Source organism: Pseudomonas sp. M1, from assembly GCF_022760135.1.
Classification (GTDB): domain Bacteria; phylum Pseudomonadota; class Gammaproteobacteria; order Pseudomonadales; family Pseudomonadaceae; genus Pseudomonas; species Pseudomonas citronellolis.
In genome coordinates, this window is the sequence record NZ_CP094343.1 from 4,793,715 (window position 1) to 4,805,288 (window position 11,574).

12 protein-coding genes are annotated in these 11,574 nt (G+C 67.1%); 8 read left to right on the plus strand and 4 right to left on the minus strand.

Annotation, left to right across the window (positions count from 1 at the left end):
- Positions 1-150: 150 nt before the first annotated feature.
- The 3 genes from PM1_RS21025 to PM1_RS21035 all read right to left on the minus strand — a co-directional run bounded on the left by PM1_RS21025 (position 151) and on the right by PM1_RS21035 (position 1,927).
- Positions 151-1,026, minus strand: a complete 876-nt coding sequence (locus PM1_RS21025) for an NAD(P)-dependent oxidoreductase (protein WP_009621325.1) — start codon at positions 1,024-1,026, stop codon at positions 151-153.
- A gap of 80 nt (positions 1,027-1,106) precedes the next feature.
- On the minus strand, positions 1,107-1,346 hold the full coding sequence (locus PM1_RS21030) for a glutaredoxin family protein (RefSeq protein ID WP_009621323.1): 240 nt from the start codon (positions 1,344-1,346) through the stop codon (positions 1,107-1,109).
- 14 nt (positions 1,347-1,360) lie between these two features.
- Positions 1,361-1,927, minus strand: a complete 567-nt coding sequence (locus PM1_RS21035; protein WP_009621321.1) for a TetR/AcrR family transcriptional regulator — start codon at positions 1,925-1,927, stop codon at positions 1,361-1,363.
- A 154-nt stretch (positions 1,928-2,081) separates the two neighbouring features.
- Here PM1_RS21035 and PM1_RS21040 point away from each other — a divergent pair, with 154 nt between their 5' ends.
- From PM1_RS21040 to PM1_RS21050, 3 genes are all read left to right on the plus strand, one after another.
- On the plus strand, positions 2,082-2,678 hold the full coding sequence (locus PM1_RS21040; RefSeq protein ID WP_009621319.1) for a glutathione S-transferase family protein: 597 nt from the start codon (positions 2,082-2,084) through the stop codon (positions 2,676-2,678).
- Between the two features lie 22 nt (positions 2,679-2,700).
- Positions 2,701-3,567, plus strand: coding sequence for an MBL fold metallo-hydrolase (locus tag PM1_RS21045; RefSeq protein WP_009621318.1), 867 nt, complete (start codon positions 2,701-2,703; stop codon positions 3,565-3,567).
- A 197-nt stretch (positions 3,568-3,764) separates the two neighbouring features.
- Positions 3,765-5,048: an OprD family porin gene (locus tag PM1_RS21050; RefSeq protein WP_009621317.1), complete on the plus strand. Its 1,284-nt coding sequence runs from the start codon at positions 3,765-3,767 to the stop codon at positions 5,046-5,048.
- Between the two features lie 946 nt (positions 5,049-5,994).
- On the opposite strand, the gene PM1_RS21055 is transcribed toward PM1_RS21050, so the two are convergent.
- Complete coding sequence (locus tag PM1_RS21055) at positions 5,995-7,203, minus strand: ammonium transporter (RefSeq protein ID WP_009621316.1); 1,209 nt, start codon at positions 7,201-7,203, stop codon at positions 5,995-5,997.
- Between the two features lie 428 nt (positions 7,204-7,631).
- Here PM1_RS21055 and PM1_RS21060 point away from each other — a divergent pair, with 428 nt between their 5' ends.
- The 5 genes from PM1_RS21060 (at position 7,632) to PM1_RS21080 (ending at position 11,327) form a co-directional block, all read left to right on the plus strand.
- Complete coding sequence (locus PM1_RS21060; RefSeq protein WP_009621315.1) at positions 7,632-7,949, plus strand: DUF883 family protein; 318 nt, start codon at positions 7,632-7,634, stop codon at positions 7,947-7,949.
- A 3-nt stretch (positions 7,950-7,952) separates the two neighbouring features.
- Positions 7,953-8,336 carry a phage holin family protein gene (locus PM1_RS21065; protein WP_009621313.1) on the plus strand — a complete coding sequence of 128 codons (384 nt, stop codon included), beginning with the start codon at positions 7,953-7,955 and terminating at the stop codon, positions 8,334-8,336.
- Positions 8,333-8,683, plus strand: a complete 351-nt coding sequence (locus PM1_RS21070; RefSeq protein ID WP_009621311.1) for a hypothetical protein — start codon at positions 8,333-8,335, stop codon at positions 8,681-8,683. The genes PM1_RS21065 and PM1_RS21070 overlap by 4 nt, the downstream gene beginning before the upstream one ends.
- Positions 8,684-8,765: 82 nt before the next feature.
- Entirely contained in the window at positions 8,766-9,929 is a 1,164-nt protein-coding gene (locus tag PM1_RS21075; protein WP_024128783.1) for an EAL domain-containing protein, read from the plus strand.
- A gap of 66 nt (positions 9,930-9,995) precedes the next feature.
- Positions 9,996-11,327: a deoxyguanosinetriphosphate triphosphohydrolase gene (locus PM1_RS21080; protein ID WP_009621308.1), complete on the plus strand. Its 1,332-nt coding sequence runs from the start codon at positions 9,996-9,998 to the stop codon at positions 11,325-11,327.
- Positions 11,328-11,574: the final 247 nt, after the last annotated feature.

The following is an 11,574-nucleotide window of genomic DNA, read 5'->3' on the forward strand; positions in this document are numbered from 1 at the left end:
GGCAGGCATTTCCCCACCCGCGAATCACGCACTGGGCGCGCGCCTACATGCTGTCCGGGAGAGCGTAGGAGCGGATTTATCCGCGATTCCGCTGGCAAGGCCGGCGTTCATGCCATCGCGGACGGAGTCCGCTCCTACACGTGTCTGGCTTCAGGCCTGCCCCGAACGGCGCATCGCCACCTGCGCCAGTGCCGCCCAGTCCCGTTCGCCGTCGCCCTGGGCCACCGCTTCCAGCAGGTTGTCGCGCAGCACGCTGGCGAACGGCAACGGCACGTGGCGGCTCTGCCCCGCCGCCAGGGCCAGGCCCACGTCCTTCAGGCCGAGCACCAGGCGGAACGCCGCCGGCTCGTAGCGCTGCTCGGCGATCAGCGCGCCGTAGTTGCGGTACACCGGCGCGTTGAACAGGGTGCTGCCCATGATCTCCAGCAACTGCGCCGGCTCCACGCCGAAGCCCTTGGCCAGGACCGAGGCCTCGCCCATGGCTTCGATGGCGCTGGCGATCATGAAGTTGCCGGCGATCTTCACCGCCGCCGCGCTCAGGGGATCGTCGCCCAGCGGCCAGGTCTTCTGCCCCATCAGGTCCAGCAGAGGCTGCACTTCGGCGATGGCCTCGGCGGGCCCGGCGGCGAGGATGTTGAGCTTGCCGGCCGCGGCCACGTCGGTGCGGCCGAACACCGGCGCGGCGATGAAGGCGACGTCGCGCTGGCGATGGCGCTCGGCCAGCTCGCCCACCAGGGCCACCGACAGCGTGGCCATGCTCAGGTGGATCAGCCCCGGCCGCGCCGAGTCCAGGGCGCCGCTGTCGAGAAGCACCGCGCGGGTCGCGGTGTCGTCGGCGAGCATGGAAATCACCACGTCGGCATCGAAGGCCGCGAGCGGATCAGTTGCCGCCAGGCCGCCCAGGGCCAGCAACGGCTCCAGCGCCGCCGGCGAACGGTTCCACAGGTGCACCTGGTGGCCGCCGCGGATGAGGTTCGCGGCCATGCCGGCGCCCATGCCGCCAAGGCCGAGGAATCCGATTTTCATAGTGCTGTCTCCAACGAAAGGGTACGACAGCGCAAGACTGACACAGAGCAGCGCCAGGAGCAGAAACGTCGGAGGAAAAATCAGCAGCGCAAGAAAGCAGCTACCTGTTCGGCGTCGAACGGCCAGTTCAGCTCCGCCCCCGTGTCGCAACGACGCAGCACCGGGATGCTGAGGCCGTAGCGCTCGACCCAGTCCTCGCGGTCGGCGATGTCGACCAGTTCCACCAGCAGGCCGTGCTCGACGAAAGGCATCAGCACCGCCTCAGCCACCTCGCACAGGTGGCAGCCCAGGGTTCCGAACAGTTGGCATTCAGGGCCCATCGTCTCCTCCCCCGTCAATGGCCGGCCTGGCGCAGCAAGGTTTCCGCCACCTCGCGCGCCTCCAGGGCCTGGTCGGCCGGACCGTGCATGTGCGCCATGACCAGCACCCCTTCCAGCAAATATTGCAGCTGCCGCGCCAGCTTGCCCGGTTCGTGCACGCCGAGGTCCTCCAGTTGGCGACGGAAGAACGCCTCGACGAAGCCCTTGTGCTCGGCGGCCTGGCGGTGGATCGGGTGCCCGCGGTCATGGAACTCGGCGGCCGCGTGGATGAAGGCGCAACCGCTGAAGCCATCCTCGTGCAGGTAGCCGTGCAGGTTGTCGAAGACCGCCAGGATGGCCTCGCGCGGCGCCCGCCGCGGCGCATCGCCGAAACGCCGCAAGGTGCGCGCATGGCGTTCCTCCAGGGCGGCCATGATCAGCTCGTCCTTGGACTTGAAGTGCTTATACAGGGTCATCTTGGCCACCCCGGACTCGGCCAGGATGCGGTCGATGCCCGTGGCGTGGTAGCCCTCGCGGTAGAACAGCTCGAGGGCGGTATTGAGCAACTGCTCGCGCTTGCTGGAAGCCTTGCTGGACGTCATGGGCACCTCCTGGGCGGTCATTATGCGCGAGGCGTCGGCGCTCTTGAACCGGCGGGCACGGGATGGCCGTATTTCGAGCTTGAACTATACAGACTTGTCTGTCTAATATTTGCCGAAGCCGTTCCCGACAACAACACCCAGCAGGAACACCGCCATGAAACTGCATGACATCCCGCTCTCCGGAAATGCCTACAAGGTCCGCCTGTTCCTCAGCCTGATCGGCCAGAGCGCCGAACTGGTCGACGTCGACCTGCGCAGCGGCGTACACAAGCGCCCCGCCTTCCTCGCCATCAACCCGCGCGGCCAGGTGCCGGCCCTGGAGGACGGCGATTTCGGCCTGGGCGATTCCCAGGCCATCCTGGTCTACCTGGCGCGCCGCTATGCCGAGCCCTCCTGGTACCCGCTGGACGCCGAGCCCCAGGGGCGCATCGCCCACTGGCTGAGCTTCGCCGCCAACGAGATCCAGCACGGGCCGGCGCAGGCGCGGGTCATCCAGCTGTTCAAACGCCCCGGCGACCTCGGCGCGGCCCAGGCCAAGGCGCGCCAGGCCCTGGAACTGCTCGACGGGGAACTGTCGCGGCAGCCCTGGCTGGCCCACACGGCCGGGCCGAGCATCGCCGACATCGCGGTCTACCCCTACGTCGCCCTGGCCCCCGAAGGCGGCCTGGACACCACTGCCTACCCCCATGTGCAGGCCTGGCAGGAACGCATCCGCGCCCTCCCCGGCTACCTTCCCCTGCCCACGCTCTGAGCCGCCGAAAAGGATGCCGACCATGCGCCTCGCCAGATGCTTCCTCGCCCTGCTGCTGGGGTTGGCCAGCCTGCCCGGCCACGCCGACGGACTGCGCTTCGCCCTAGTGCGCACCTCCGGGCTCACCACCCTCGACGCCCTGACCCTGGCCGACGGCGACTGGACGCGAAAGGTGCGCGTCAACCACACAGCGCTGCTCATCCAGCACCATGCGGCCACGCTGCTGTTCGACACCGGCCTGGGCAGCCAGGCGCAGGCGCAGTTCGCCCGGGACATGCCCTGGTGGGACAAGCCGCTGTTCCGCTTCGGCGAGGTGCATCCGGTGCGCGAGCAACTGGCCGGCAGCGGCATCCACATCGACCGCATCTACCTGTCCCATGTCCACTGGGACCATGCCTCGGCGCTGGTGGACTTTCCCGAGGTGCCGGTGTGGGCACCCTATGCGGAGATCGACTATGCCCACATCGCCAAGCCGCCGGCGGTGTTCCCCAGCCAGTTCAGCGCGGCGACGCCCTGGCGGCCCTACGCGTTCTCGCCCACGCCCTTCCTGGCCTTCGACGAGAGCCTGGACCTGTTCGGCGACGGCAGCCTGGTGCTGGTGCCCATGCCCGGCCACACGCCCGGCTCGGTCGGCCTGTTCCTCACGCTGGAGGATGGCCGCCGCTTCTTCTTCAGCGGCGACACCAGTTGGCGCCTGGAAGGCTTCAGCGGCCCGCGGCAGAAGTTCTGGGTCAGCAGCCGCCTGGTGGACCGCGACCGCGGGCAGACCCTGGCACAACTGGCGAAGGTCCACGAAATGCTCCTGGCCCACTCGGAAATCACCGTGGTCCCGGCCCACGACGCGCAGGTACAGGACCGCCTCGGCTACTACCCGCGCTGGGTCCAGTGAAAGGCCCTCCTTTGGTGCAGGGCACAGGGGGTAGGCCAATTCCAGGCAAATCAGCGGGATAACTCGGAGAACAGCGACTAAGGTCTAAGAGTCGGAAAAAGCCTGTAATGATTTAGTAGGCAGGCTGTAACAGATCGACATGCCGGCGTAGTCCAGGCATCACCGAACTGCTCAAAGCGCTCGAGGAGACAATAACAATGAGCAAGACTCCGATCGCCCGCGCCGTGGCCATGGCCACGCTGGGTTCCACCTGCATCATCCCCGCCCTGGCTCACGCCGACTTCATCTCGGACAGCAAGGCCAGCGTCGAACTGCGCAACTTCTACTTCAACCGCGATTTCCGCACCTCCACCCCGGCCCAGCAGAGCAAGGCCGAAGAGTGGGCGCAGGGCTTCATCCTGCGTTACGAGTCCGGCTACACCGAGGGCACCATTGGCGTGGGGGTAGACGCCATCGGCATGCTCGGCCTGAAACTGGACTCCAGCGCGGACCGCACCGGCACCGGCCTGCTGCCCAAGACCGCCAGCGGCGACGCCGCCGACGACTACAGCAAGCTGGGCATGACCGCCAAGCTGCGCTACGAGAAGAACACCCTGAAGGTCGGCACCCTGATCCCGAAACTGCCGGTCATCATGCCCAACGACAGCCGCCTGCTGCCGCAGGTGTTCCTGGGTGGCGCCTTCAACTCCACCCAGCTCGACGGCCTGACCTTCGACGCCGGCCGCCTGAACCAGACCAACCTGCGTGACTCCTCCGACTACCAGGAGATGACCATCACCGGCGGCGGCAAGAAGAACATCAGCTTCCGCACCGGCACCACCACCAACGAATTCGACTTCGCCGGCGGCACCTACGCCTGGACCAAGAACTTCAGCACCGGTTACCACTACGGCCAGTTGGAAGACTTCTACAAGCAGCACTTCCTGACCGCGACCTACGTCCTGCCGATCACCGAGGGCCAGTCGCTGAAGACCGACCTGCGCTGGGCCAAGTCCAACGACGACGGCACCAGCAACGTCGACAACAAGGCGCTCAACGCCATGTTCACCTACAGCCTGGGCTACCACGCCTTCGGCCTCGGCTACCAGAAGATGAGCGGCGACACCGGCTTCGCCTACATCAACGGCACCGATCCCTACCTGGTGAACTTCGTACAGATCAACGACTTCGCCAACAAGGACGAGAAGTCCTGGCAGGCCCGCTACGACTACAACTTCGCCGGCATCGGCATCCCCGGCTTGACCTTCATGACCCGCTACGTCAAGGGCGACAACATCGACCTGCTGACCACCAGCGGTGAAGGCAAGGAATGGGAACGCGATACCGACATCGCCTACGTGTTCCAGGACGGTGCGCTGAAGGGCTTTGGCGTGAAATGGCGTAACGCGACCACTCGCAGCAACTTCAGCCGGAACTCTGCTGCCGGCAATGCCGCGGACGAGAACCGCCTGATCCTCAGCTACACCATGCCGCTCTGGTAGCGGACTGCCGGCGGGGGCCATGCGTAGTGGCCTTCCGGCCTGGTGCCAGTGGCCTTGGTGATAATTTGGGCCACTCATGAAAATGCCGTTTCTCTCCCTGGGGGAAACGGCATTTTCATGTGGGCTATACGAGTTTGCTCTGTGGCGCCCAACTCATCCCCGCCATTCCCGCGAACGCGGGACGCGGCTCCATCGCGAACAGCGCTTGCGCTGGCCCGAAGGGGAATAACCCAGTGGCGTGGAGGCTTGGTGTAGCGCGCCGCTCCGAGTCTGCCCGACCGTCTTGTTTCGCCCCCTCGGGCGAGTCCCTTTTGTCAAACGGTGGAAGGCCCCCCCCCGCAAAAAGGAACCAAAAAGGCTTGCCCCGACATACGGGCCCGATGGAGCCGGGCTACCCTCACGAACTCCCCCGCCACGGAGGCCCGCCCCGAGGGTACGTCCCTGTAGCCCATCGGGGCTCTCGCGACATCCATGTCGCATGACCTCCTGAGCGCGGGTTTCGCTCGGCCTGCTGAAGGGGCGTTTCGGAGTGCGCGGAGGTTTCTCTGGAAGTCCAAAAGCAAGAGCGAATGCGCATTTGTTTTTTCGTAGGAGCGAGCTTGCTCGCGAACTGGCCGGTGACATCCGCGCACGGGTTCAACTCCGCCCCTCTCCCTAACCCTCGGCTGCGCGCCCCGCCCTGAAGGGAGAGGGAACCGTTGGGCAGGGCTTGATGTTATGGCGTTAGCCGGCAGCCTCGGTGATGTCCGGCTGGAGCCAATTCTTTTCTCGGCACGGACTGCCCCCTCTCCCGCTTGCGGGAGAGGGTTGGGGAGAGGGCGCTCTTGAACCCCAACACCCGGAAAACGCCATATCTCCGAGCAATGGTCTTGTCCTGCGCCGAAGTGCTTTTCGTAGGAGCGGACTCACCAGCCACGCCGGATGCCCCCAATGGCACGGACAGCATTCAATCGTGATTGATCGCCCCGATCTTGTGGATCGACAGGTCCGCGCCGTAATACTCCTCCTCCTGACTCAGGCGGATGCCCACCACCGCCTTGATCCCGCCGTAGACCAACACCCCACCGACGAAGGCGATGACCACGCCCAGCAGAGTGCCCAACACCTGGCTGACCAGACTCACCCCACCCAAACCACCCAGCGCCTGCTGGCCGAAGACGCCGCAGGCGATGCCGCCCCAGGCGCCGCACAGGCCGTGCAGCGGCCACACGCCGAGTACGTCGTCGAGCCTCCAGCGCGTCTGCGCCGCGGTGAACACCCAGACGAACAGCGCGCCGGCCACAAGACCGGTGGCCAGGGCGCCCACCGGGTGCATCAGGTCGGAACCGGCGCACACTGCTACCAGCCCGGCCAGCGGGCCGTTGTGCAGGAAGCCGGGGTCATTGCGCCCCACCAGCAACGAGGCAATGGTGCCGCCGACCATGGCCAGCAGCGAGTTCACCGCCACCAGGCCGCTGGCGTGGTCCAGGGTCTGCGCGCTCATCACGTTGAAGCCGAACCAGCCGACCACCAGGATCCAGGCGCCCAGGGCCAGGAACGGGATGTTCGACGGCGCGAAGGCCACCAGCCGGCCCTCGCGGTAGCGGCCGTTGCGCGGGCCCAGCAGCAGCACCGCGGCCAGCGCCAGCCAGCCGCCGAAGGCGTGCACCACGACGGAGCCGGCGAAGTCATGGAAAGGCGCGCCGAACTTCAGCGCCAGCCAGGCCTGCAGGCCATGGTTGCCGTTCCACGCCATGCCCTCGAAGAAGGGGTAGACGAAGGCCACGATCAGCGCCGTGGCGCACAGCTGCGGGGCGAATCTGGCGCGCTCGGCGATGCCCCCGGAAATGATCGCGGGGATGGCGGCGGCGAAGGTCAGCAGGAAGAAGAACTTGACCAGCGCGTAGCCGTTCTCCGCGCTCAGCTCGCTGGCCGGCTTGAGGAAATCCACGCCGTAGGCGATCCAGTAGCCGATGAAGAAATACGCCAGGCTGGACACGGCGAAGTCCGAAAGAATCTTCGACAGCGCGTTGACCTGGTTCTTCAGGCGCACCGTGCCGACCTCGAGGAAGGCGAAGCCGGCATGCATGGCCAGCACCATCACGGCGCCCAGCAGGATGAACAGGGTATTGGAACCGTGGATCAGGGTTTCCACGGCACTGTTGAGGTTTTCCATGAATCAGGCAGCCCCGGCTCAGACCGAAAAAGCACCAAAACAGCTCATCGCCCCGGCGTGCCGCACCAGCATGAAGCGCAGGCGCACCGATAAGGTCCACCCCACTGCTCCACACAGCACACGAGGATGCGCAGGGGCACCTCTGTTTTTTTGATTTTTCTGTTGTCTTTCATATGGTTAATGGATTTTCCGGCGGTCTTCGGACGTCCCTGAACGCCCCTCTCTGGGGCACTCGCACCGGATGACGCACCATGGCGTTGCAAGCGGCATACCATGCGTGAAACGGGCGAAGCGGCGCGGACTGGTCTTCAATGAACGGGCCTGGGCCCTGCTCTGCATCGCCGCTTCGCCGGCGATTTATGGGAAACTTCCCAACGCCACGGGGCTCAGAAACCAGTGAACCCCTCGCAAACACAAGGAGCCTCACAATGCCCCGCAAGAGCACCGCGAATACCACCAAGGACGAACTGCTGGCCGAGTTCCAGGCCCTGGTGGCCGATACCGAGAAACTCCTGCAGACCTCCGCGGAACTGGCCGGCGAGGAAGCCGACGCCCTGCGCGAGCAACTGCGCTCCGGCCTTGGCCGGGCCCGCGAACGCATCGATGCGGCGCAGAGCGCCGTGCGCGACCAGGGCCGCGCCGCGGTGGACGCCACCGAGGACTACGTCGGCGAACATCCCTGGCAGGCCGTGGGCGTGGCTGCCGGCGTCGGCTTCCTGCTCGGCCTGCTGGTCGGACGGCGCTGACCGATGAGCGACGCCACGGACGCCCCGCAACACCATGGCCCTTCCGTGCGGCGCTTCGGCGCCGCACTGCTGGGCCTGCTGCATGGCCATGTCGAACTCTTCGGCCTGGAACTGCAGGAACAGAAGAGCCGTACCCTGGCGCTGCTGCTGTTCGCCGGGCTGGCGTTGCTGTTCGCCCTGCTGCTGATACTGGGCCTGTCGCTGCTGGTGCTGGTGCTGTTCTGGGACAGCGACCGGCTAGCCGCGGTGCTCGGCCTGTGCGCCTTCTATGCACTGGGCGGCGGGCTGTGCGCCTGGCGCCTGTACCAGTTGGTGGATGACGACAGCTCGCCGTTCAGCGCCACCCTGGAAGAACTGGCCCGCGACCGGGAGCAACTGCTGCCATGAGTGAACTGCCGCAACTCTCCCCCCGCCCCTCGCGGCGGGAACTGCGCAAGGCGGTGCTGCGCCTGCGCCTGGAAGTCCAGCGCCAGCAACTGCGCCAGGAAAGCGAGAAGCTCCTGCAGCCGCTGCGCCAGGCCCGCGACCTGGGCCAGGGCGTGCGCCAGCAGTTTAGCGGCGGCGCCTCCCTGTGGGCCGCCGGCGGCGCAGCAGCCGCGGCCGCCCTGATGCTGCGTCGCAAACGCGGCCTGGTGCGTCTGCTGCGCCTGGCCGTGGTGCTGGCGCCCCTGCTGCTCAAGCTGCGGCAGACGGCGGCCAAACCGGCGAAACCGACTGCGGACCAGGGCGGCTGAGCGCCCTGGCTGCATTCTTGCTAGGAGGCAATCCCGGGCCGGCGGCAACGCCTTCCTTTTCCTCCCACTAAGGATGTGTCCCTTGATCGACGGGCAACCGATCGCCTGCTTCCAGCCCTTCATCGATACCGCCACCGGCCTCATCGCCGGGGTCGAAGCCCTCGGCCGCATGCGCCAGGCCGACGGCCAGTTGCTCTCGGTGGGCCCGCTGTTCGTCGATCCGAAGATTCCCCCGGCCACCTTGCGCCGCCTCGACCGGCAGATCCGCGACGACGCCCTGGCGCGCCTGCCGGAAGCGCCGGCGGACTGGTTCCTCAGCCTGAACATCTCGCCGCGCTGGATCAGCCGGCTGCGCCCCAACCAGCCGCTGCCCAGCCTCAAGCAACTGCAGCAGCACGGCGTCGACCCGCACCGGGTGGTCTTCGAGATCACCGAGCTGGGCGGCGGCAACCAGCGCCTGCCCGAGGTGGTGGCGCGCTACCGCGACGCCGGCGCGCGCATCGCCATCGACGATTTCGGCGCCGGCTACTCCCAGCTCGACCGCGTGCTGGCGCTGCAACCGGACATCCTCAAGCTGGACATGCGCCTGTTCCAGCAGGCCGCCCGTGGCGGCCCCAGCGGCGAGGTGGTCAAGGCGCTGGCGCAGATGGCCGAGAAGACCGGCTGCTGGATCATCGCCGAAGGCGTGGAGACCGAGGCGGAACTGGACTTCGCCCTGGAATGCGGCGCGCGCTTCGTCCAGGGCTACCTGTTCGCCCGCCCGGCCCTGGACTTCCCCGCCAGCGACGCCTATCTCGACGCCTTCGGCCAGTGGCGCGACCGCTACGTGCAGCGCAAGCTGAGCGAACGCGCCCGACTGGTGCAACTGCGCCAGCAACTGGCCGAGCTGGTCGCCAACCTGCGCCCCTGGGCCGAGGGCGGCGCGCGCCTGGCCAGCCTGCCCACGCCCGACGGCTTCCCGCGCCTGCTGCGCGTCTACCAGTGCGACCGCCACGGCACGCAGATCTCGCCCAACCTGGAATGGAACGGCCTGTTCTGGAAGGAGGACCGGCGCTACGTCGGCCACAACTGGTCCTGGCGCCCCTACTTCTACCAACTGCTCGCCGAGGGCTGGGAAGAGCGCCGGCTGACGCTGTCCAACACCTACCGCGACGCCACCTCCAACCAGTACTGCATGACCGCCGGGCAGTTCATCGACCAGGGCCGCCGCCTGCTGCTGATCGACATCGACGCCGAAGGCCTGTAGACCGCGATTGAGATTGCCGCGGGCAAGGGGTAGCGTTGGCTGCACCACGAGCAATCGGACGAGCGAATGGACTGGCATACCCTGCTCCCCCGCGAGCGCCTCGGCAAACCCGTGCACAGCAGCGCGGAACTCGGCCGCAGCGCTTTCCACAAGGACCACGACCGCATCATCTTCTCCGGCGCCTTCCGCCGCCTGGGGCGCAAAACCCAGGTCCACCCGGTGTCGAGCAACGATCACATCCACACGCGCCTGACCCACTCCCTGGAGGTCGGCTGCGTCGGCCGTTCGCTGGGCATGCGCGTCGGCGAGATGCTGCGCGGCGAACTGCCGGAATGGTGCGACCCCAGCGACCTCGGGGTGATCGTGCAGTCGGCCTGCCTGGCCCACGACATCGGCAACCCGCCCTTCGGCCATTCCGGCGAGGACGCCATCCGCCACTGGTTCCAGCAGGCCGCCGCGCGCGGCTGGCTGGACGCCATGGACGCCGACGAGCGCGCCGACTTCCTCAATTTCGAGGGCAACGCCCAGGGCTTCCGGGTGCTCACCCAGCTGGAGTACCACCAGTTCGACGGCGGCATGCGCCTGACCTTCGCCACCCTGGGCAGCTACCTGAAGTACCCCTGGACCGCGCGCCACGCCGACTCCCTCGGCTACAAGAAGCACAAGTTCGGCTGCTACCAGAGCGAGCTGCCGCTGCTGGAACAGATCACCGAGAAGCTGGGCATGCCCAAGCTCGACGACGAGCGCTGGGCGCGCCACCCGCTGGTCTACCTGATGGAGGCGGCGGACGACATCTGCTACGGCCTGATCGACCTGGAAGACGGCCTGGAAATGGAATTGCTCGACTACCCCGAGGTGGAAGCCCTGCTGCTCGACCTGGTCGGCGACGACATCCCCGAGACCTATCGCCAGCTCGGCCCCAGCGATTCCCGCCGGCGGCGCCTGGCGATCCTCCGCGGCAAGGCCATCGAGCACCTGAGCAATGCCGCGGCAAGAGCCTTCGTCGAGCAGAAGCAGGCCCTGCTGGACGGCCGCCTGGGCGGCGACCTGGTCGAACACATGAGCGGCCCGGCCAAGCGCTGCGTGCAGCAGGCCAAGGCCCTGGCGCGGCAGAAAATCTTCCAGGACAAGCGCAAGACGCTGCACGAGATCGGCGCCTACACCACCCTGGAAATCCTCCTCAACTCCTTCTGCGGCGCAGCCCTGGAACAGCATGGCGGGCGCAGCCCGTCGTTCAAGAACCAGCGCATCCTCGACCTGCTCGGGCACAACGCACCGGACCCCGACTGGCCGCTGCACAAGGCCTTCCTGCGCGTCATCGACTTCATCGCCGGGATGACCGACAGCTACGCCACCGAAATGGCGCGGGAGATGACCGGGCGCTCCAGCCCGGTGTGAGGCCCAATGCCGTTCATTTAAGCGATGCTTTGAGTTGGCGAAGGCAGGAGCGTAGGGCGCATGACCTCCACCGCCATCCGTGCCGCCGGGATTTCCGGCGTGGCCGGTGAGCCCAATCGCGGACGGAGTCCTACGTCCGTGCCTTCCTGGAACTGTAGGAGCGGGCCCTGCCCGCGATTTCGCGCGCAGGGCGCGCTCCTACATGGGAATGGTGCGGGTGGGCGGCGTAGGAGCGGCTCTCATCCGC